The sequence below is a fragment of the Klebsiella sp. CN_Kp075 genome (genome assembly GCF_040065055.2).
Taxonomy (GTDB): Bacteria; Pseudomonadota; Gammaproteobacteria; order Enterobacterales; family Enterobacteriaceae; genus Klebsiella; species Klebsiella aerogenes.
In genome coordinates, this window is sequence record NZ_CM198050.1 from 2,143,105 (window position 1) to 2,163,476 (window position 20,372).

Genomic DNA, 20,372 nt, shown 5'->3' on the forward strand with positions numbered 1-20,372 from the left:
CACTGAACGCCCGGTTTAACCGGGCGGCTCTTTAAGTCACCCCGGTCGCGTCGTGCTTCCGGGGCTCGCGCTTTACTGCGTCTTGATACCTAGCGACTCGGCCAGCTGTCGGGCAAGCTGGTTTTTATCATCTGCGCCATATTCCCAGAACATGCCGCCCGCTAACCCTTTGCTCTTGATGTAATCGGCTTTGATCGCCACCGAACGAGGGTTCTCGTAGGACAGGGCGAATAGCGCTTTGCCATCGGTTGATTTTACCGATAACCACGGCACCTTCGCTTCATCATCCCAATGCTCAGTAAAGCGTTTCTGCGGATCGTTTAGTAGTTTGGCGACAATATCGTTGTATTTCACATAGGTATCTTTGCTCAGGTCATAACCCAGCGATTTAAACAACTCGATTTGCTGCGCCCCGAAGTAAGGTTGGGTGGCCGGGTTTTTCTGCGCATCCGGCTTACTCCAGTCGATGCCTGGCTCGACGGCACGTTTCGGTACCCGGCCATAGAAACCAATACCGAGATTCATTTGGCTGGGTTTGAGACCAGCAGCCAGATAGTTATTAACCACAAAATCGGCGCTGTATTTATCCGCTGCGGCCGCCGTCGGCCAGTGGCGGGAGTCATACAGATTGGAGTTGAAATATTGCGTGCCGTAGGCCATGTCGTAGGTCATCAGATTGATGTAATCCAGCTGCGGGGCGACCGCTTTCACGTCGACCCAGCTTTTTGGACTTTCAACATTAGCGCCCACGGCGATGGTCACCAGTTTCTTAGTGCCAACGGCGGCACGCAGTTCTTTAAGCAACGCGGTAAAGTTATCGCGATCCGCCGGTTGGCTAGCCACTAATCCCCAGGCGCCGTTAACCGGAAATTCCCAGTCAAGATCGATGCCATCAAGGCCATACTGGTTAATGACCTGCTGAACCGAACGAATAAACACCGCCCGGCTTTCCGGCGTGGCTGCCGCGCCGGAAAATCCACGCGCGCCCCAGCCGCCGACGGAGAGCAGGACTTTTAGATCCGGGTTTTGCTGACGTAGCGCCGGCAGTTTTTGTAAATCCTCCTGTACTTTCGGCGACAGCCAGATTTGATGGAGATGGTCAGGGTCTTTCAGCGCGTCGTTGGTCTCGTCTTTTTCATCGTTGTAGATAAGGCCGAACGAGTAGTTAAGATGGGTTATTTGTCGGACATCAAGCTTGTCGATATCGCCGCCGGGGCCTGCGGTGACGTCGCCGCCGCCGTTAAAGTAGCCGACCGACATGTAAGATTGCGCGGAAACGACAGAGGCGCAGAGCAGGGGTAATGCTGCCAGAAAGGGCAAAAGTTTCATCGGAGTTCCTCTTTGACAATGATATACCCGTCATACTTCAAGCTGCAGATGCGTTGGCAGCGTGCACTCACCCCAGTCACATAGTTATCTATGCTCCTGGGGATTCGCGCCCTTGCCGCCTTTCTACAACTTGAATTATTTAGGGTATAAATAAGCACACGCCACGGAAATGGCATGGCGAAAAAACAGCCTGCCCACAGTATCAGCCCTTATCCGGGGAAACTGCGAGACAGCTCAATTTATCGAGGTCAACGAGGCGGTAAATACCGCCCGGCGTGAGGCACGCCGGGCGAGACGTCAGGGCTGAGTTTCCAGCCAGTCATCGAGGGTGTAGAGCGTGGCTCCGGCGGCGGCCATGTCCATAAAGGCAACGGCGCTGTCCTGCGGCTGCAGGTTGACACCGCGACAGCCGTCGGTGATAACGTTAACGGTGTAGCCCAAATCCAGCGCATCGAGCACGGTAAATTTAACGCAGTAATCCGTCGCGAGGCCAAGAATGTTCAGCTCCGTCACGCCGTGCGCGCGTAGCCAGCCATCCAGTTCGGTTTTCTGCCGGTGACCGTTGTCGAAAAACGCGCTGTAGCTGTCGATTGCCGGGTTTTGCCCTTTATGAAACACGGCGTTGATGGCCTGCTGTTTCAGTAACGGGTGCAGCGCGGCGCCATCGCTATGCTGCACGCAGTGATCGGGCCAGAAAGTCTGCGGCAGGCCATCAAGCTCGCCCTGGGCATAGGGTTCTGCCTGATGCTGGCTGGCAAAGCTGCCGTGGTTGGCCGGATGCCAGTCCTGGCTTGCGATGATGGCGTCGCCGCGCGCCAGGCTCCAGTCGATCAGCTGATTTGCGATATCAATGGTGCTATCGCCTTCGGGGACGGCTAGCGCGCCGCCGGCGCAGAAATCGTTTTGCAGGTCGACCAATAGCAGTGCGCGGTGGCTCATAGCATGCTCCTTATTCATCGGGGGTCAGCTCGCCGCGCAGGTTTTGCTGCATGGCGTTTCGAATGGCCGCACCATCAAGGTTCTGACTGAGCAGATAGTGTAGCTTGGTCAGCGTCGCTTCCACGGTCATATCAAAACCGCTAATGACACCGGCCTGCGCCAGTGCGTTGCCGGTGGCGTAGCCGCCCATATTCACCTTACCCGACATGCATTGCGTCAGATTCACCACCACGATACCGCGCTGGCTGGCTTCCGCCAGGACCTGAATAAACTCGCCGTTCTGCGGCGCATTGCCTACGCCATAAGAGCGCAGGATCAGCGCTTTCACCGGCTGACGCAGGAAGTTACGCACCACATCGGCAGAAATCCCCGGATAGATGGTAACCACGCCGATCGGCTGCGGCGTAATTGGGTGAACGATCAGCTCGCCATTTCCGTGCGGCGCCGGCGGGGTACCGAGACGGCGGATATGGATGCCGGCCTCCAGCAGTGGCGCGAGGTTTGGCGAAGCAAAGGCATCAAAACCGTCTGCGTGGGCCTTAGTCGTGCGGTTGCCGCGATACAAACGATTATTGAAGAACAGCGAAACTTCGTTGATGGGATAGTTGGCGGCGACGTACAGCGCATTGAGCAAATTGATTTGCCCATCGGAACGCAGCTCGGCTAGCGGGATTTGTGACCCTGTCACAATCACCGGCTTACCTAAGTTCTCCAGCATGAACGACAGCGCCGAAGCGGTGAAGGCCATGGTATCGGTGCCGTGCAGGATAACAAAGCCATCGTATTGGTCGTAGTGGTCGCGAATATCGTCAGCGATATGCTGCCAGTCTTCCGGCGTCATATCAGACGAATCCATCAACGGCGCATATTCATGAATAGTGAAGTCCGGCATCTCCGGGCGGTGGAACTCGGGCATCAGCGCCAGCTGGCGCTGCAGGTGGCCGGAAACGGGGATATAACCGTGATCGGAGCGCTGCATACCGATGGTCCCACCGGTGTAGGCAACGTAAATCGATTTCTTTTGCATAGCATCGCTTAGGTTGGATGTGAACAGGCGCAGTATAAAGTGGCAGGCAAAAAAATAAAGCGCTAACCCTGGGAGTTGCAGAGAAGCGCTTGAATTTAATGTTGTTGAAACGCTGCCCCACGGCGGGGGCAGACGGGGGATTAACGAATATTGGCGCAGGTCAGACAGAAGGCATAGCGATTCTGCGGATCGTTAAATGCCGCCAGTTTATCGCTTTCCGTTTTCACAACGTCCGCGGCTGCCGCAACCGGCGCAGGCAGGTATGCCTGGATGGCGGCCGGCAGAGCCGCGCGCACTGAACCGGTCAGGCTATCCATCACCATCGCGAAGAACGTTGGTTCTTCCTGGTACCAGGTGATATGCCACTGTTTCAGTTTCGCCAGCTCCGCGGCTTTCGCCACCGCGTCGTCGAAATCGCCGAGGCTATCCACCAGACCGTTGGCCTTGGCGTCTTCACCGGTCCAGACGTGGCCTTGCGCGATTTGGTCAATCTTCTCCGGCGTGCTCTTACGCGCGTTAGCCACCAGGGTGATAAAGCGCTTATAGCCGTTTTCGATGCTCAGCTGTATTAACTGCTGCACTTCCGGCGGCAGCGATTTGGTGGTTGAGACATCGGCCAACGGCGAGGTGGCGACGCCATCGGTATGGACGCCAATTGAACCGAGCGTATTTTCCACCGTGTTAATCACGCCAAAGATACCGATGGAGCCGGTAAGGGTGCTCGGGTTCGCCACGATGTAATCCGCAGGGGTGGAGATCCAGTAACCGCCGGATGCCGCCATGCCGCCCATTGAGACCACCACCGGTTTACCCGCCGCTTTCGCCGCCGCCAGTTCTTCGCGGATGACCTCCGAGGCGCTGACGCTGCCGCCAGGACTGTTGACGCGCAGAACGATCGCTTTGACTTTCGGATCCAGGCGCGCGTCGCGGATTTGCGCCGCGGTGGTGTCGCCGCCGACGTTACCCGGCGTTTCTTCACCATCCATGATGGCGCCGTTCGCAAAGATAACCGCTACCGCTGAACCCTGTTCAGCAGGCGCTTTGACGTTGTAATCGTAGTAGCTGATGGCGCGATAGTTGTTATCCGCTTTGCTCCAGCCAAACTGCTTAGTCAGCGCCTTTTCCACTTCCGTCGAGGTGGCCAGCTCGTCGACCAGCTTGTTATCCAGCGCGTATTTCGCGGTATCGCCATCGACTTTACGCAGGCCGTCGATCACGCCCTGAGCGCCGGGGAACAGCTGCTGCGCGGTGATCTGGCGGTTAGCGGCAATAGTGTTGAGATAGTTCTGCCACAGTTCGCCGATCCAACGGCTGTCCGCTTCACGCGCAGCCGGCGACATGTCGTCGCGAATAAACGGCTCGACGGCGGATTTGTAGGTACCGACGCGGAAAACGTGGGTCGAGACTTTCAGTTTATCCAGCAGCGATTTGTAGTACAGACCGTTGGTGGCAAAGCCGTGTAGGTCGACTTCACCCTGCGGCGAGAGCCAAATTTTATTTGCGAAGCTCGCCAGGTAGTATTGCCCCTGGGTGTAGCTGCTGCCGACGGCATATACCGGTTTACCGCTGTCGCGGAACTCGCGTAGCGCTTTACCGATGTACTGCATCGAAGGCTGATCGCCGCCGACGAAGTTTTTCAGATCCAGTACGATACCGGTGATATTACGGTCGTCTTTCGCCTGGCGAATCGTCTGTACGATATCGAACAGTGAGTTCTCCTGCAGACGATCGGAACTGGCGCCGAACAGCTGGCGACCGATGACTCCCAGTTTGCTGCTGGCGGAAGGCTTATCAACTACCACGCCGGTGATGTTCATCAGCAGCGCGCCGCGTGCGGTATGTTCCGCGGTGCTGCTGCTAAACTGCGCCCAGATGCCGACGCAAATCAGCACCAGTGCCAGGAACACCAGGTTCAGCGCGAATTGGCGAATGAAATTGAGTATTCGCCATGTCCATTTAAAAAATCCGGCAAGAAATCGCCAAAGGGTTCGCATGTATTCTCCCTAATATTTTGATGATGGGTCAGCCGCAGGGGCTGCCGCGTCTGGCTATCCTAAAGAGAGTGCCGACGCTTGTCAGCAGGAATCACCCATCGGGCTGTAACAAAATCCATGCGCATGTTAATTTTATGCAAAATGACATCACAGGAGTTACACAGATGGATGCTCTCGAACTACTGGTAAATCGCCGCAGCGCGTCGCGCCTGACCGACCCGGCTCCGGCTGGCGAACAGCTGGAAAATATCCTTCATGCGGGGATGCGCGCGCCGGATCACGGTACGTTACAGCCGTGGCGGTTCTTTATTATTGCCGATGATGGTCGCGAACGCTTTAGTCAACTGCTGGAAAAAGGGGCGATGGCCGCTGGGCAGGATGAAAAAGCCATTGAAAAAGCACGCAATGCGCCGTTTCGCGCACCGTTGATTATCGCGGTGGTCGCGCGCTGCGAAGAGCATCCGAAGGTGCCGCAGTGGGAACAGGAGATGTCCGCCGGATGCGCGGTGATGGCGATGCAAATGGCCGCAGTGGCGCAGGGCTTTAACGGTATCTGGCGTAGCGGCGCGTTAACCGAGAGTCCGGTTGTCCGCGAAGGCTTTGGCTGCCGCGAGCAGGACAAAATTGTCGGTTTCCTTTACCTCGGCACGCCGCAGTTAAAAGCAGCAACCACGTTTGCGCGACCGGATACCGCGCCGTTCGTCACGCGCTTCTGAGTCAACGCTTGTTACGCCGGGTGGCGGCTGGCGCCTTACCCGGCCTACGGGGCGTGCGGCCTGCCTTTAATTTATTCACCATGCTGGCTGAAACTACTGATGCTGGCTATCTCAAAATCCCCGGTGGCGCTGCCGCTTACCGGGGCTACAGCGCTTTGCGATTTGGTAGCCCGGAGAAGGCGCAGCGCGCCGCCTCCGGGAATGCAAAGGCGATGACGTTACTTCTGCGTTTTGGCGAATTCATCTTTGGCTTTCTGCAACTGCTGCTGGAAAGCCGGATTGGTATGCAGGGTCGCTACAACCGCCGAGCCGACAATACGCGCCGCATCGACGTCGCTCTGCCAATGATAGCCGCAGATAACCCGGCTTTCGCCCAGCTCATAGCCGCGCTTGAGAATTTCGTTTTGTCGTTGCGGGTTGATCTCCGCCAGTACCAGCGCGGTTGCCCAACCGATTGAGGTGTGACCGGAAGGATAAGAGCCGTTTTTCGACAGCTTGTCCTGCTCGGTGGTGTTACAGGTTGAGACGCCGTAGAACGCAAACGGGCGAATGCGCATATATTTTTCTTTCGCGCTGCGGGTGGCCAGATCGCCGGCATCCTCAATCATATTCGTCAGCAGCTTATGCAGCTGCGGCGCGTCTTTTTCGGTGATGGGCGAACCAAAGGCGCTGGAGAAGGCATTCGCCACGCCGCCGGCGCTAAGGTTGGCATCTTCAGCCGCCAGTTTACCGCGTTCGGTATTGCGCAGCAGTCGTCCTTTCTCATACATCGCCTGATCGTTTAAAAATGCGATACTGCCAACTTCCGGCGGCGGCGGCAGCAGCGCCAGGCTATCGATGGCCTGGGCATTTTTCAGATAATAGAGATCGGGTTTGGTTGTCGCATCGTTGCCGGCAGGGACCAGTGCGAAAGCGTTAACGGAAAACAGGCTGGCGAGGCAGAGGGCGAGAACGCGCTTTTTCATCTACATTTCCTTACGGTGTTATATGTCCAGAACAATGGTTTTGTTTTTAGTCACATTTTTGTCATCTGTAAGTAAAAGTTAAAATCACATTGAAAAAATTGTTCGGTATCGCAAAAACGCATATTTGTCTGCTTAATGAGCAACCACTCGCGATTTCGGACTGTCGCACTTATCACCTTGCCGTTTGGGCGCTACCATAGCGGGATTGCAATGACAGGAGATGTCCATGAGCGAGCAAGCTATTCGTTTAACGCAATACAGCCACGGAGCCGGTTGCGGTTGTAAAATTTCCCCCAAAGTGCTGGAAACCATTCTGCATAGCGAGCAGGCGAAGTTTGTCGACCCGAACCTGCTTGTCGGCAACGAAACCAGCGATGATGCGGCGGTCTACGATCTGGGTAACGGGACGTCGATCATCAGCACCACCGATTTTTTCATGCCGATCGTCGATAATCCTTTTGATTTTGGCCGTATCGCGGCGACTAACGCCATCAGCGACATTTTCGCCATGGGCGGCAAACCGATTATGGCGATTGCGATACTTGGCTGGCCAATCAACACGCTGGCGCCGGAGATTGCTCGCGAAGTGGTTGAAGGCGGGCGTTTTGCCTGCCAGCAGGCCGGAATTGCGCTGGCGGGCGGTCACTCCATCGATGCGCCGGAACCGATTTTCGGGCTCGCGGTGACCGGCGTGGTACCAACCGAACGTATCAAGAAAAATAGCACCGCGCAGGCGGGCTGTAAGCTGTATCTGACCAAACCACTGGGCATTGGCGTGCTGACTACCGCCGAGAAGAAATCGCTGCTGAAGCCGGAACATCAGGGGCTGGCGACGGAGACCATGTGCCAGATGAACCTTGCCGGCGCCGCATTTGCCAATATCGAAGGGGTAAAAGCGATGACGGACGTCACCGGTTTCGGTCTGCTGGGGCATCTCAGCGAAGTCTGCCGCGGCGCGGGCGTTCAGGCGCAGCTAAATTACGCCGATATCCCGAAACTGCCGGGCGTTGAAGCCTATATCGCCGCCGGAGCGGTGCCGGGCGGCACCGGGCGCAACTTTGCCAGCTACGGTCATTTGATGGGCGAGATGCCGGCGGAATGGCGCGATCTGCTGTGCGATCCGCAAACTTCCGGCGGCCTGCTGCTGGCGGTAACGCCGGAAGCTGAAGCCGAAGTCCAGGCCGCTGCCGCGGAATTTGGCATCAAGCTGGCCGCCATTGGCGAGCTGGTAACCGCCCGCGGCGGGCGTCCAATGATCGAGATCCGTTGATTAGATGCGGTTGTTTATTGCAGAAAAACCGAGTCTCGGTCGCGCTATCGCCGATGTGTTGCCAAAACCGCATCGCAAAGGCGATGGTTTTATTGAGTGCGGCAACGGGCAGGTGGTCACCTGGTGTATCGGCCACCTGCTGGAGCAGGCGCAGCCGGATGTTTACGACGGCCGCTATGCGCGCTGGAATCTGCTCGACCTGCCCATCGTTCCGGAAAAGTGGCAACTACAACCAAAACCGTCGGTCACAAAACAGCTGAACGTCATCAAGCGCTTGCTTGGCGAGGCGCAGGAAGTGGTTCATGCGGGTGACCCGGATAGAGAAGGGCAACTGCTGGTCGATGAAGTGCTGGACTACCTGCAGCTGGCGCCGGAAAAGCGCCAGCAGGTGCAGCGTTGCCTGATTAACGACCTTAACCCACAGGCGGTTGAACGGGCGATTAACCGCCTGCGCGCGAATAGCGAGTTTGTCCCGCTGTGCGTGTCGGCGCTGGCCCGCGCTCGCGCCGACTGGCTGTATGGCATCAACATGACCCGCGCCTACACCATTCTCGGGCGTAATGCCGGCTATCAGGGAGTGTTGTCGGTTGGCCGCGTACAGACGCCGGTATTGGGGCTGGTAGTCCGTCGCGATGAAGAGATTGAAAACTTCGTCGCCAAAGATTTCTTTGACGTCAAAGCGCATATTGTCACGCCGCAAGACGAGCGGTTTATCGCCACCTGGGTGCCAAGCGAAGCCTGCGAACCCTATCAGGATGAAGAGGGGCGTTTACTGCATCGTCCGCTGGCCGAGCATGTCGTTAAACGCATAGAAGGGCAGCCGGCAATCGTAACCGGCTATAACGATAAACGCGATTCCGAACCGGCGCCGCTGCCGTTTTCGCTGTCGGCGTTGCAGATTGAGGCGGCGAAACGCTTCGGCTTCAGCGCGCAGAACGTGCTGGATATCTGCCAGAAGCTGTATGAGACCCATAAGCTAATTACCTATCCGCGTTCGGATAGCCGCTATCTGCCGGAAGAACACTTTGCTGGCCGCCATGCGGTACTGAACGCGATTAGCGTCCATGCGCCGGATCTGCTACCGCAGCCGGTGATGGATCCGGAGATCCGCAACCGCTGCTGGGATGATAAAAAGGTCGATGCGCACCACGCGATTATCCCGACCGCGCGCAGCAGTCAGGTCAAACTCAACGATAACGAAGAGAAGGTGTACAACCTGATCGCTCGTCAGTATCTGATGCAGTTCTGCCCGGATGCGGTATTCCGCAAGTGCCAGATTGACCTTGATATTGCTAACGGCAAATTTGTCGCTAAGGCGCGCTTCCTCGCCGAAGCGGGCTGGCGCGCGCTGCTTGGCAACAAAGAGCGCGACGAAGAGAACGACGGTACGCCGCTGCCGGTGGTCGCCAAAGGCGATGAGCTATTGTGCGAAAAAGGTGAAGTGGTGGAGCGACAGACCCAGCCGCCGCGCCACTTTACCGACGCGACGCTACTGTCGGCGATGACCGGTATTGCCCGCTTTGTGCAGGATAAAGAACTGAAAAAGATCCTCCGCGCAACCGACGGTCTGGGGACGGAAGCGACCCGTGCAGGGATTATCGAGCTGCTGTTTAAGCGCGGTTTCCTGAATAAAAAGGGGCGCTATATCCACTCATCGGACGCCGGTCGGGCGCTAATCCATTCCCTGCCGGAAATGGCCGCGCGCCCGGATATGACCGCCCATTGGGAGTCGGTATTGACGCAAATCAGCGAAAAACAGTGCCGCTATCAGGACTTTATGCAGCCGCTGGTAGGGACGCTTTTCCAGCTTATCGATCAGGCGCGGAGCACGCCGGTGCGCCAGTTCCGCGGGCTGGTTGCGCCAGGCGGAGCGAAAAAATCGTTTAGTAAAGGGAAGGGTAAGCCGAAAGGCAAAAAGCCGGCGGCGGATATCGCGCCGGAAAGTCCGCAATAATGTCTCCGCCCCTCGCCACGGAGGGGCTTAGCTAAAACGCCCTTCCGCCTGAGGGCGCTTAACCCGGTTGAGGGTTTTCCCGCATATCATTTCCGCCTCCCTGCTCTAAAATAGGGTCATTGATGTTAAAGAAGGGATGATGATGGCAAACGATCCAATGGACAGTATCCTCAAAATCAGATCGGTCAGCACCATGGCTGAACTGCAACGACACGTCAGAAACGTGATGTCCGCTTTTGGCTATGACCGGATCGTACTATTTTCTATTTCCCCACTACGTACTCCCTATATTGAACGCATTTACTGGATTGAAGGGCACTGGTTTGACGATGAGGTAGATGAACAAACCTACCTGCAGCGCTGTCCGGTCAACCAGCATTTCATCCATACCTCCCGGCCATTTTTGTGGCGAAAAACCGGTAGTGACACGGCCAGCAGTGAGTATCAAATTGTCGACGTTCCCTTGAAAGGCGCGCTTCATGGCATGCAGATCCCCATTTTCGGCCGCACGGGGATTGAAGGGGCGCTGAGCCTTGGCGGCATGGCCATCGACGCTTCTCCACGAGCCGAAATGCTGCTGATGTTACTGGGCATAGAGGCATTTCATTGCGCGCGGAGATTGTTGAGCTCTGTTGAGGAAGGTAACGCAACCGTACTGACCCGGAGAGAAATCGAAGTACTCACTCTGGTAGCCAAAGGGCTTAGGCAGGGAGACATTGCCGCCGTGCTGGGGATCTCTGAACGTACGGTGGAGAATCATTTGCGCCATGCGCGCGGTCGCCTGAGAGTGGTGACCACGGCGCAGGCCGTCCAGGTGGCGATGCTGAACGGTGAAATATCGCCGCCACACAGTGAATAATCGCTATATCCGCAGATGAAAAGGAAAAGATGATGAGCGAACAAATCAGTAAACAACCGCAAGTGGACCATGCTGAAGAGAATGCTTTTTTTCCTTCGGCCTATTCTCTCAGCCAGTTTACCAGCCCGGTGTCTGACCTCAGCGGCGCTGATTACACGCGGCGCTATAATGGACGGCGGAAAGTGCTGGTTATCGCCGCCGATGAACGTTATCTGCCTACCGATAACGGCGCGCTCTTTTCGACCGGTAATCATCCGGTAGAGACGCTGCTGCCGATGTACCATCTGCACGCCGCAGGTTTCGATTTTGATATTGCGACGCTCTCCGGGCAAATGGTCAAGTTTGAATACTGGGCGATGCCGCGCGAAGACCAAAAGATTATGCCGTTCTTCGAGCGTTATCTTCCGCAGTTCCGCCAGCCCCTGGCCCTTTCTGACGTCGTAGCGCAGCTGGATGCTGATAGCGATTATGCGGCGGTATTTATTCCCGGCGGCCACGGTGCGCTTATCGGCCTGCCGGAGAGCGAAGCCGTCGCCGAAACGCTGCGCTGGGCGATACGACACGATCGGTTTGTGATTTCGCTCTGTCACGGCCCGGCGGCGTTCCTCGCGTTACGACAGGGGGAGAATCCGTTAAACGGTTATGCTATTTGCGCGTTTCCGGATGCCGCCGATAAACAAACGCCTGATATCGGCTATATGCCCGGTCACCTGACCTGGTATTTTGGCGAAGCGTTAAAAGCAATGGGGCTTGAGATCGTAAACAGCGATATTAAAGGTCGTGTACATCAGGACCGTAAAGTACTGACCGGGGACAGCCCTTTTGCGGCGAATGCGCTCGGTCAGTTGGCGGCAAAAGCGTTGCTCGACGAATATGCAAAGTAACAGCAATCTGATGATGAGGGGGAGCAGTGAAGTATATCTCAATTAGTCAACCGGGCGGCCCGGAGGTTCTTCAGATTGGTGAAGGCGACATCCCCTCGGTCGGTGATAACGACGTCCTGATCCAGGTTAAAGCCGCTGGCGTCAATCGGCCGGATATCTTACAGCGACAGGGCGTTTATCCGATGCCGGAAGGGGTAACGCCGATACCCGGACTGGAAGTCGCTGGGGTGGTCGCGGCGGTAGGATCGCAGGTGACGGATTTTCATCCCGGCGATAAGGTTTGCGCCCTGACCAACGGCGGCGGCTATGCGGAGTATTGCGCGGTACCGGCGGGGCAAACGTTGCCAATACCGCCTGGGTTGAGTTTTAGCGAAGCGGCGGCGATACCTGAAACTTTCTTCACCGTGTGGGTGAACCTGTTTCAGATGGGCCGGGCGCAACCTCATGAAAGCGTCCTGATTCACGGCGGGGCCAGCGGCATCGGGACGACGGCGATCCTGTTGTGTCATGAGTTAGGTATGAAAGTCTATACCACCGTCGGGCAGGAAGAAAAAGTGGCGGCGCTGCGTCCTTATGCCACGGCCATCAATTATAAAACCGATGATTTCGCAGAGAAAATCACTCAGCTGACCGATGGTAAAGGCGTCGACGTTATTCTCGATATCGTGGGTGGACCCTATTTTAATCGTAACCTGGAACTGCTGAAACGAAACGGGCGGCTGGTTATTATCGGCTTTATGGGCGGGCGAATCGCCCATGATGTTGATATTCAAACCTTGATGCTCAAGCGCGCGACCGTGACCGGTTCAACGATGCGCGGCCGAAGCGCAGAAGAAAAAAGGCAGATCGCTCAGGCGTTGAAGGACCACGTCTGGCCGCTGCTGTCGCAGGGTAAATGTAAGCCGCTGATTTACGCCAGCTATCCGATGGCTGAAATCGCGCAGGCGCATGCCTGCCTCGATAGCGGTAATCATCTGGGGAAAGTGGTGATTACCATGGAGTAGAGTTGATATCCCCGACGCCGGGCGTCGGGGATAAAGACACAGATTAAATCACACCCTGCGCCAGCATGGCGTCAGCGACCTTGACGAAGCCGGCGATATTGGCGCCGCGGACGTAGTTGGTCTGCTTCTCTTCACCGCCGTACTCGACGCAGGCGTGGTGAATATCCAACATGATGTGATGCAGACGCGCATCCACTTTCTCCGCTTTCCAGCCCATACGCGCAGCGTTTTGCGCCATTTCAAGGCCGGATGTGGCAACGCCGCCGGCGTTGGCTGCTTTGCCCGGCGCGAACAGCACGCCAGCGTCGAGGAACAGATCGGTGGCGGCAATGGTGGTGGGCATGTTGGCGCCTTCGGCAACCGCTTTAACGCCATTGGCGATCAGCATTTGCGCGGCATCGACATCCAGTTCGTTCTGGGTCGCGCACGGCAGCGCGATATCTACCGGCACTGACCACGGCTGCTGGCCTTCGAGGTAGGTCAGACCGAATTCGCGCGCGTAGTCGGCGACGCGGCCGTGGCTACGCTCTTTAATATCGATCAGGCGCGCCAGTTTCTCTTTAGTGAAGCCGGCTTCGTCTACCACCGTACCGTTGGAGTCGGAGGCGGTAATGACGCGCGCGCCGAATTCCATCGCTTTCTCAATGGCGAACTGCGCCACGTTGCCGGATCCGGATACCGCGACGCGCATCCCTTCGAAGCCCAGACCGTGGCGCTTAAGCATCGCTTCCGTAAAGTAAACCAGACCGTAACCGGTGGCCTCCGGGCGGATGAGACTGCCGCCGAAGGAGAGACCCTTGCCGGTGAAGACGCAGGCGCTATTGTTGGAAAGTTTGCGCATCATGCCGGCCATAAAGCCGACTTCGCGGCCGCCAACGCCGATATCGCCCGCCGGAACGTCGGTATCCGGGCCGAGGTGACGATACAGTTCCGTCATCAAAGCCTGGCAGAAGCGCATCACTTCGCCGTCGCTTTTACCTTTCGGGTCGAAATCGCTGCCGCCTTTACCGCCGCCCATCGGCAGCGTGGTGAGGGCGTTTTTGAAGGTCTGTTCGAAGCCCAGGAACTTAAGGATCGACAGGTTGACCGACGGATGGAAGCGCATACCACCTTTGTACGGGCCAATCGCGGAGTTGAACTGCACACGCCAGGCGCGGTTAACCTGAACCTGATTGCGATCGTCAACCCAGACGACGCGGAACTGGATGACGCGCTCCGGTTCGACCAGGCGTTCCAGCAAATTGAGCTGACGATAGCGCGGATTCTGTTCAAGGAACGGCCACAGAGTGGTCATCACTTCGCGGACGGCCTGAGCGAATTCAGTTTGATGCGGGTCGCGCTGTTGAACGCGGGCGAGAAAACTTTCCAGAGTACACGCCTGATCCATAGATGTAATTTCCCCTTACGGTTGTGGTTGCTTGTTATTTTTTATACCCGGCCTTGAAAAAGCCGATTTTCCGACTATAACACCGGAAATAGTTAGGCTGACAAGGAAAAATTGAGCGCGGAGAAAAATTTATAATCCGACGAGGGTCATAACTAAAAACGATGACCCAGGCCGGAGATGAGGGGGAAAGAAGCTAGCCTGCTTGTTGGTTTATAAAGGCATTCAGCAGAGGAATATCCGCTGGCGCCAGATCAAATTCTAATGCTTGCGACGGCGTACACCAGCGCAGTTCGCTATGGTAACGGGCGACCGGTTCACCGCTAAACTCGCCTACCCACCAGGCATGCAGGTGGATCAAACGTCCGGAAACTTCCCGCTGATGGCTGGCGATATAGCGGGTTGGCCTCGCGACGATAGCCAGCTCCTCTTCCAGCTCGCGCGCTAACGCCTGCGGCTGGCTTTCTCCGGGTTCGATTTTGCCGCCGGCGAACTCCCACAGCCCCGGCTGATCGGCATGCGGCGGGCGCTGCGCCAGGAGAATTTTGCCGTCGCGTTCGATAATCGCGGCGACAACATCAATGATTTTTTGCATAGTTGTCCTGAATCATTCAAATACCGGCCTTGCTTATAATGGCGTATTATCTCCGTCTTTCCCCTGTACCGACAACCTTTTAGCCTGATGGAGCGTCACCGTGCTTGATAGCCGCCTGCACCCCCGATTGAAGCCCGTACTGAATGCCATCGCCCGCGTGCTCGATCGCCCAGGGATCTCCCCTGACGGCCTGACGCTTTTCGGTTTTGCTATCGGCGTGCTGGCCCTGCCGTTTCTGGCGCTCGGCTGGTACGGCGCCGCGCTGGCGGCCATTTTGCTCAACCGGTTGCTGGATGGCCTGGATGGCGCGCTGGCGCGGCGGCGTGGCCTCAGCGATGCCGGCGGGTTTTTGGATATTTCGCTCGATTTTTTGTTTTACGCGCTGGTGCCGTTCGGTTTTATTGTCGCCGACCCGGCGCAAAATGCGCTGGCGGGCGGCTGGCTGCTGTTTGCGTTTATCGGCACCGGCAGCAGCTTCCTGGCGTTTGCGACCCTTGCGGCAAAGCATCAAATTGCCAATCCGGGCTATGCGCATAAATCATTTTATTATCTTGGCGGGTTGACGGAAGGAACGGAGACGATCCTGCTATTTGTACTGTGTTGCCTGTTTCCGGCGCACTTCACCTGGCTGGCGTGGTGCTTCGGCGCGCTATGCTGGCTGACGACCTTCACCCGTATCTGGAGCGGCTACCTGACGCTGAGGGAGGCGCAAAGCCAGAACCTCCCTCAGTAGCCGGATTATTTGCTGCTGTCCGGGCCGCGTTCGCCGGTGGCTACCGGATTTTGCGGATTACCGCTCCATTCGTACCAGCCGCCGTCGTAAACGGAGACGTTTTTCCAGCCCATCGCTCTGGCGTACATGAAGGTCTCTGAGGCGCGCCAGCCTGTGCCACAGTAAAACGAGACCTGCTGGTTGGGCAGAATGTTCCACTGTTTCCACATCGCCGCGATATCGTCGGCGCTGCGCATCGTGCCGTCCGGATTATGGAAGTCTTCCATATGGGTGGAATCGCTGCCGGCATGGCCCCAGCGCGCGCCGGCAATATCGCCCTTCGGCTTGATGTAGCTGTAGCCGCTGGTGGTGCCGATAAATTCCGGCCACGAGCGGACGCTGACCAGCGAAGCATCCTGGCGGTGTAGTAACCCGCGCGCCTGTTCGGTATTGAGCATTAACTGCGGCTGACCGGGGATCGGCGCGCCGAAATCCGCCGCCGCTTTTTCTGCGGCTGGCATACCGCGTTCGACCGGCAGATTCGCGTCGGACCAGCTTTTCCAACCGCCGTCGAGCAGGCGTACATCTTTCACCCCGGCATACAGCATGATCTGCGCGACGCGCGCGGCGGCGTAGACGTCGCGGCCGTACAGAATCACCGTGGTGTCATGGCGAATACCGTGTTTAGCCAGCATCGCTTTTAGCTGTTCATCGGACACTTTGTTCCACAGCGGCTCGCTTTCCACTTCATTGGTATCGATATAACCGGCGCCGGGAATGTGATTCAGCAGATAAAATTTCGGCGCGCCCCAGGCCACTTCAAACAGTTTCCAGTCGCCTTGCGGGGCGGCGGTAACGGTTTTACCTTGCTGTAAATCGTGGATCCACTGCGGATACACCAGCTGCTCAAAGTGCGGCAGCTTCTGCAGGCGCTCGCTCTGACTGAAGGCATCGCTAAGCGTGCTGAGCTTCGTGAATCCGGCTTCTTTCAGGCGCGCCGCAACTCTGGCGTTATCCTCGGCGCCGCCATATAACGCGATTGGCGTATCGGCCTGCAGCTGGTGCTGAGTAGCCCATGCGCGCAGTTGTTCGTCGCTCATTGCGCCAAGCCAGGTAGCGGAGAGGTTTAGCGCCTGAGGTTCATGGCCCTGTGGCCCGTTGGCGCTTTGCGGCCAACCGTTATAGAAAGCGCTGAGGCGGGTGTCTATCGCCACGCCGTGCCGCTGTTGCAGCGTTGAAAAGTCCAGCGTTGGCATGGTATCAGCGGCGAAAGAAGAGGAAGCAGCAAGCCCCATGAGCAGGGCGAGTGCGGTCAATTGAGAAACACGTTTCATCGAAATGCCCGACGGTAGAAAGAGGAGGGCTCATTCTCTGCTCCTGATAAGGGAATTTCTTTGCGATAACGCAGGTTAGACGGAATTTGCCTGCCAGGCGGCGATATTAATATAGCGTCCGCCCGGCGGGAGATCCTGGCTGTCGTGAGTCACCAGCACCGCCGGGATTGCCAGCCGGTCAATTTCCGCAAATACCCACTGGCGAAAATCGGCGCGGCGTTCTGCGTCCAGGCGATTAAAAGGCTCATCCAGCAGCAGCGCTTGCGGCCTCGCCAGCAGGGCGCGCAGCAGGCTGACGCGCGCGCGCTGTCCGCCGGAGAGCGTGGCCGGATCGCGCGAGGCGAAGCCCGGCATACCGGCGCGCGCCAGCGCGTGCTCGACTTCGGCCCGCCGCGCCGCGCCGCGGATCTCCGCAGGCAGGGCGAGCTGTAAATTGTGCCCCACGCTGAAGTGGTCAAACAGTAGCGCATCCTGAAACAGGATGCCAATGCGCCGCGCTTCGGTGGCGAGCCCGTCGCAGCGGCGTTCGTTGAGCCATAATTCACCTTCAGCGCGAAAGGTGTCGGCAAGCGCGCCGATCATCCAGGCAAAAAGGGTTGATTTACCGCTGCCGGAAGGGCCCATCAGGGTCAACACTTCGCCGGGAGCGACAGAAAAATTGACTCCACACAACAGCGGTTGGCGGTGGAGGGTTAATGTCAGGTCGTTAACGGTTAGCATTAGCGTAATCCCCGGCGACGACGGCCCATAAACCAGGCCATCAGCGCAGTAACCATAAAGCAGATCGCCGGTAGCAGCAATTGCCACAGCGCTTGTGCGGCAAGCCGCGTGCTGTCGCCGCCGCTGCTCAGCGCTACCGCTTCGCTGGTCAACGTCGGCGTCCGTCCGCCGCCGAGCCACACGGTCGGCAGATACTGCGCGATACTCACCGAAAACCCGACCGCCAGCGCGGTGAGCAGCGGTCGCGCCATTGACGGCAGTTTGACCCACCAAAACAGGCGGCCGCGCCGCCAGCCAAGCGTACGGGCAATTAATAACAACCGTGGATCAAGATTGCGCCACGCCGGGGAGAGGATAAACAGCATCCATGGCACGACCCATAACAGATGCCCCCATAATACCGTCACCAATTGACCGTCGAGCCAGCCCACAAGTGCTAATTGATATTGACCATCGGCAAGCGGCAGCGTTGGGATGATTAATGGCAGCCAGAGTCCGTTATATCTGGCGGGACCGAACTCCAGCCACAGCAGACAGAGCGCGGCCCCCAGTATCGCTGCGCCCAATGCCAGCCAGAGGCTGTTACCGATCGCCTCAGCCGTTGGCTGCGTCCATTGCGAAATGCCAGCCAACAACAACGCGCAAACCAGACCGCAGGCGGGTACCACCTGCGCCAGAATACGTCCGGTCGCAGCGTTGGCGGGGGCGGCGCGCTTGCCGCATAGTGCGGGAATAGTTTGCCGCCAACGGCGCCAGCCTATCGATGCTATGGCCGCGAAGATTAACGTGAACGCCAACAACAGCAGGCTGGCCAACGCACCTTTCGCCTGTTGCAGCGGATCGCCCTGATTAAGCCACTGCCACGCCAGTACCGCCAGCGTTGGCGGATTTCCCGGACCGATCACTAAAGCGACATCCACCGCCGACAGACTCCAGGCAACGGTGGCCAGCAGAACAAGGCTCATCGATGGCAGTAGCGCCGGCACAATAATCCACTGCAGACATTGCCAGCGGTTGTAGCCGAGGGTTTTCATGACTACGGTGTGGGCCGCCAGCTGTTTTTCACCCAGTACGCCATACGCCACCCACAGTAAAAAGGCGCTCTCTTTGACCGCCATCGTCAGGCCCAGACCGATACCGTAGCGATCGGCCGGTGGGCTCAACGCGGGAAACAGACGATACAGCCAGCCGCCTTCGGCAAATAGCAGCAGGGCGGCCGTGGCGAAAGCGACATGGGGTACCGCCAGCAGCAGCGGTAATCTTCTCGCCAGGCGCTGCCAGCCGGCGGCTGGCCATAACGCGCCAATCACCGTCAGGGTGATGAACAGCGCGCCACCCACCGCCAGCAGCGTAGAAGCTAGCGTCGCCGCCAGCGCCTGCGGCAACTGCGGATCGCTTAATAGCGCCCGCCAGGCCGCGGCGTCGACGGCAGGTACCGCCATCAGCGCGGCGGCGGGAAGCAGAGGGAGATAGACAAGCGCTATCGCTCCCCACGTCAGCGCAATTAGTGGGTACCGTAGCGGCGCAACCATTCCTGCTCCAGCGCATCAACCCAGGCGGCGTGCGGTTCAGCCAGCATCGGCGGCGTCGCTTTCGGTTGCACGGCGTACAATGCGGCGCGCTGGGCGTCGTTGAGTTTTTCGGGATCGAGTACGCTGGGATCGCCCCAGATTTGCGGATCGGCTTTGCGTAGCTGAGCCTGCGGCGATAGCAGGAAGTTGGCAACCACCTGTGCGCCTGCCGTAGCGCGGGCGTTGGCGGGGATAGCGACAAAATGCACGTTGCCGAGCATCCCTTGTTTAAAACCGAAGCTATAACTGTCTTGCGGAAGTTCGCCGCTGGCGGCTTTTTGCTGCGCATGCAGCGGATTGAAAGTGAGTGATAGTTGTAGCGTGCCTTGCGACAGCATCGCGTCCATCCGCGCCGGTGACAGCGGAAAATCGCGACCCTGGCGCCAGAGCAGCGGGTGTAGCCTGGCGAGATAGTCCCATAGCGGCGCGGTCACCGCGGCGAAACTGGCCGCCTGCGGCGGCTGGCGCAGGGCATCCGGTCGATCGGTTAGCGAGATCAGCAACTGCTCAAGGAAAGCGGTGCCGGTAAAATCCGGCGGTCGCGGATAGGTGACGCTGCCTGGATGCGCTGTGGCGAACGCCAATAGCGCCTGTGCGCTGTCCAGGGGGGCAGACAGCTGCGAGCGGCGAGCGATAAAGGTCAGCTGCGCGCCACCCCACGGGGACTCCGCGCCGTCGGTGGCGAGGGAGAAATCTTCCCGAACCGGTTTTCGCGTATCGACGTAGCGCCAGTTAGGCAGCTTTTCAGCCCAGCCGCTGCGCAGTAAATTCGCCTGCTTCAACGTGCGGAAATTCTCGCCATTAACCCACAATAAATCGATTGAACCGCCGCGGGAACGACCGGCACGCGCCTCGGTCTGAATACGCTTAACCGCATCGGCGGCATCGGCGATATGTACAATACGCAGATCGACGGCGTAATCACGTTTAACCTCGGCGCTGACCCAGTCGAGGTAGCGGTTAACCGCCGGATCGCCGCCCCAGGCGTTGAACCACACCGTCTGGCCACGCGCCTGCTGGCTGATGCTCTGCCAGCTCTCGTCGGCGTTGGCGAGAGTCGGGGCCAGCAGCAGCGCGGCAAGCCAAATTAAACAATAACGCAGACTGCGCATATT

General features: G+C 57.9%; 18 protein-coding genes. 7 read left to right on the top strand and 11 right to left on the bottom strand.

Annotation, left to right across the window (positions count from 1 at the left end):
* Positions 1-72: 72 nt before the first annotated feature.
* From chiD to sppA, 4 genes are all read right to left on the bottom strand, one after another.
* Positions 73-1,329 carry a chitinase ChiD gene (gene chiD / locus ABLV78_RS10250; protein WP_047045116.1) on the bottom strand — a complete coding sequence of 419 codons (1,257 nt, stop codon included), beginning with the start codon at positions 1,327-1,329 and terminating at the stop codon, positions 73-75.
* 297 nt (positions 1,330-1,626) lie between these two features.
* Positions 1,627-2,268: a bifunctional nicotinamidase/pyrazinamidase gene (gene pncA, locus ABLV78_RS10255; RefSeq protein ID WP_045393282.1), complete on the bottom strand. Its 642-nt coding sequence runs from the start codon at positions 2,266-2,268 to the stop codon at positions 1,627-1,629.
* Between the two features lie 10 nt (positions 2,269-2,278).
* The gene (ansA, locus tag ABLV78_RS10260; RefSeq protein ID WP_045393280.1) at positions 2,279-3,295 is read right to left on the bottom strand and encodes an asparaginase; all 1,017 of its coding nucleotides are present in this window, start codon (positions 3,293-3,295) and stop codon (positions 2,279-2,281) included.
* Positions 3,296-3,435: 140 nt separating this feature from the next.
* Positions 3,436-5,289, bottom strand: a complete 1,854-nt coding sequence (sppA, locus tag ABLV78_RS10265) for a signal peptide peptidase SppA (protein ID WP_047045111.1) — start codon at positions 5,287-5,289, stop codon at positions 3,436-3,438.
* Positions 5,290-5,453: 164 nt separating this feature from the next.
* On the opposite strand from sppA, the gene ABLV78_RS10270 reads away from it, so the two are divergent.
* Complete coding sequence (locus ABLV78_RS10270; RefSeq protein ID WP_047045108.1) at positions 5,454-6,005, top strand: NAD(P)H nitroreductase; 552 nt, start codon at positions 5,454-5,456, stop codon at positions 6,003-6,005.
* Positions 6,006-6,223: 218 nt separating this feature from the next.
* On the opposite strand, the gene phoC is transcribed toward ABLV78_RS10270, so the two are convergent.
* Positions 6,224-6,970: an acid phosphatase PhoC gene (phoC, locus tag ABLV78_RS10275; protein WP_015705781.1), complete on the bottom strand. Its 747-nt coding sequence runs from the start codon at positions 6,968-6,970 to the stop codon at positions 6,224-6,226.
* A gap of 226 nt (positions 6,971-7,196) precedes the next feature.
* Here phoC and selD point away from each other — a divergent pair, with 226 nt between their 5' ends.
* From selD to ABLV78_RS10300, 5 genes are all read left to right on the top strand, one after another.
* The gene (gene selD, locus ABLV78_RS10280) at positions 7,197-8,240 is read left to right on the top strand and encodes a selenide, water dikinase SelD (protein WP_045360482.1); all 1,044 of its coding nucleotides are present in this window, start codon (positions 7,197-7,199) and stop codon (positions 8,238-8,240) included.
* A gap of 4 nt (positions 8,241-8,244) precedes the next feature.
* The gene (locus ABLV78_RS10285; protein ID WP_015366158.1) at positions 8,245-10,194 is read left to right on the top strand and encodes a DNA topoisomerase III; all 1,950 of its coding nucleotides are present in this window, start codon (positions 8,245-8,247) and stop codon (positions 10,192-10,194) included.
* 136 nt (positions 10,195-10,330) lie between these two features.
* Complete coding sequence (locus tag ABLV78_RS10290; RefSeq protein WP_052766966.1) at positions 10,331-11,053, top strand: PA1136 family autoinducer-binding transcriptional regulator; 723 nt, start codon at positions 10,331-10,333, stop codon at positions 11,051-11,053.
* Positions 11,054-11,085: 32 nt separating this feature from the next.
* The gene (hchA, locus tag ABLV78_RS10295; RefSeq protein ID WP_047045104.1) at positions 11,086-11,937 is read left to right on the top strand and encodes a glyoxalase III HchA; all 852 of its coding nucleotides are present in this window, start codon (positions 11,086-11,088) and stop codon (positions 11,935-11,937) included.
* A 26-nt stretch (positions 11,938-11,963) separates the two neighbouring features.
* Entirely contained in the window at positions 11,964-12,941 is a 978-nt protein-coding gene (locus ABLV78_RS10300) for an NAD(P)H-quinone oxidoreductase (protein ID WP_047045103.1), read from the top strand.
* Between the two features lie 43 nt (positions 12,942-12,984).
* Here the strand turns inward: ABLV78_RS10300 and gdhA are convergent, their stop codons facing one another.
* Together gdhA and ABLV78_RS10310 are read right to left on the bottom strand one after the other, a co-directional pair.
* Positions 12,985-14,328, bottom strand: a complete 1,344-nt coding sequence (gene gdhA, locus ABLV78_RS10305; protein ID WP_015705776.1) for an NADP-specific glutamate dehydrogenase — start codon at positions 14,326-14,328, stop codon at positions 12,985-12,987.
* Positions 14,329-14,521: 193 nt separating this feature from the next.
* Positions 14,522-14,920 (bottom strand): pyrimidine (deoxy)nucleoside triphosphate diphosphatase, encoded by a 399-nt coding sequence (locus ABLV78_RS10310; protein WP_047045100.1) that lies wholly within the window; start codon positions 14,918-14,920, stop codon positions 14,522-14,524.
* A 100-nt stretch (positions 14,921-15,020) separates the two neighbouring features.
* On the opposite strand from ABLV78_RS10310, the gene ABLV78_RS10315 reads away from it, so the two are divergent.
* Positions 15,021-15,653, top strand: a complete 633-nt coding sequence (locus ABLV78_RS10315) for a CDP-alcohol phosphatidyltransferase family protein (protein WP_047045098.1) — start codon at positions 15,021-15,023, stop codon at positions 15,651-15,653.
* A 5-nt stretch (positions 15,654-15,658) separates the two neighbouring features.
* On the opposite strand, the gene ABLV78_RS10320 is transcribed toward ABLV78_RS10315, so the two are convergent.
* The 4 genes from ABLV78_RS10320 to ABLV78_RS10335 all read right to left on the bottom strand — a co-directional run bounded on the left by ABLV78_RS10320 (position 15,659) and on the right by ABLV78_RS10335 (position 20,369).
* Complete coding sequence (locus ABLV78_RS10320) at positions 15,659-16,966, bottom strand: rhodanese-like domain-containing protein (RefSeq protein WP_047045093.1); 1,308 nt, start codon at positions 16,964-16,966, stop codon at positions 15,659-15,661.
* A 75-nt stretch (positions 16,967-17,041) separates the two neighbouring features.
* Complete coding sequence (locus ABLV78_RS10325; protein WP_047045092.1) at positions 17,042-17,686, bottom strand: ABC transporter ATP-binding protein; 645 nt, start codon at positions 17,684-17,686, stop codon at positions 17,042-17,044.
* Positions 17,686-19,218: an ABC transporter permease family protein gene (locus ABLV78_RS10330; RefSeq protein ID WP_047045090.1), complete on the bottom strand. Its 1,533-nt coding sequence runs from the start codon at positions 19,216-19,218 to the stop codon at positions 17,686-17,688. The genes ABLV78_RS10325 and ABLV78_RS10330 overlap by 1 nt, the downstream gene beginning before the upstream one ends.
* Positions 19,191-20,369: an ABC transporter substrate-binding protein gene (locus ABLV78_RS10335; protein ID WP_045393254.1), complete on the bottom strand. Its 1,179-nt coding sequence runs from the start codon at positions 20,367-20,369 to the stop codon at positions 19,191-19,193. Before ABLV78_RS10335 ends, ABLV78_RS10330 begins: the two co-directional genes overlap by 28 nt.
* Positions 20,370-20,372: the final 3 nt, after the last annotated feature.

What these genes read in the sequence shown, in the direction of transcription:
- chiD (WP_047045116.1), bottom strand. Translation starts at nt 1,329, where the DNA reads ATGAAACTTTTGCCCTTTCTGGCAGCATTACCCCTGCTCTGCGCCTCT.
- pncA (WP_045393282.1), bottom strand. Translation starts at nt 2,268, where the DNA reads ATGAGCCACCGCGCACTGCTATTGGTCGACCTGCAAAACGATTTCTGC.
- ansA (WP_045393280.1), bottom strand. Translation starts at nt 3,295, where the DNA reads ATGCAAAAGAAATCGATTTACGTTGCCTACACCGGTGGGACCATCGGT.
- sppA (WP_047045111.1), bottom strand. Translation starts at nt 5,289, where the DNA reads ATGCGAACCCTTTGGCGATTTCTTGCCGGATTTTTTAAATGGACATGG.
- ABLV78_RS10270 (WP_047045108.1), top strand. Translation starts at nt 5,454, where the DNA reads ATGGATGCTCTCGAACTACTGGTAAATCGCCGCAGCGCGTCGCGCCTG.
- phoC (WP_015705781.1), bottom strand. Translation starts at nt 6,970, where the DNA reads ATGAAAAAGCGCGTTCTCGCCCTCTGCCTCGCCAGCCTGTTTTCCGTT.
- selD (WP_045360482.1), top strand. Translation starts at nt 7,197, where the DNA reads ATGAGCGAGCAAGCTATTCGTTTAACGCAATACAGCCACGGAGCCGGT.
- ABLV78_RS10285 (WP_015366158.1), top strand. Translation starts at nt 8,245, where the DNA reads ATGCGGTTGTTTATTGCAGAAAAACCGAGTCTCGGTCGCGCTATCGCC.
- ABLV78_RS10290 (WP_052766966.1), top strand. Translation starts at nt 10,331, where the DNA reads ATGATGATGGCAAACGATCCAATGGACAGTATCCTCAAAATCAGATCG.
- hchA (WP_047045104.1), top strand. Translation starts at nt 11,086, where the DNA reads ATGAGCGAACAAATCAGTAAACAACCGCAAGTGGACCATGCTGAAGAG.
- gdhA (WP_015705776.1), bottom strand. Translation starts at nt 14,328, where the DNA reads ATGGATCAGGCGTGTACTCTGGAAAGTTTTCTCGCCCGCGTTCAACAG.
- ABLV78_RS10310 (WP_047045100.1), bottom strand. Translation starts at nt 14,920, where the DNA reads ATGCAAAAAATCATTGATGTTGTCGCCGCGATTATCGAACGCGACGGC.
- ABLV78_RS10320 (WP_047045093.1), bottom strand. Translation starts at nt 16,966, where the DNA reads ATGAAACGTGTTTCTCAATTGACCGCACTCGCCCTGCTCATGGGGCTT.
- ABLV78_RS10325 (WP_047045092.1), bottom strand. Translation starts at nt 17,686, where the DNA reads ATGCTAACCGTTAACGACCTGACATTAACCCTCCACCGCCAACCGCTG.
- ABLV78_RS10330 (WP_047045090.1), bottom strand. Translation starts at nt 19,218, where the DNA reads ATGGTTGCGCCGCTACGGTACCCACTAATTGCGCTGACGTGGGGAGCG.
- ABLV78_RS10335 (WP_045393254.1), bottom strand. Translation starts at nt 20,369, where the DNA reads ATGCGCAGTCTGCGTTATTGTTTAATTTGGCTTGCCGCGCTGCTGCTG.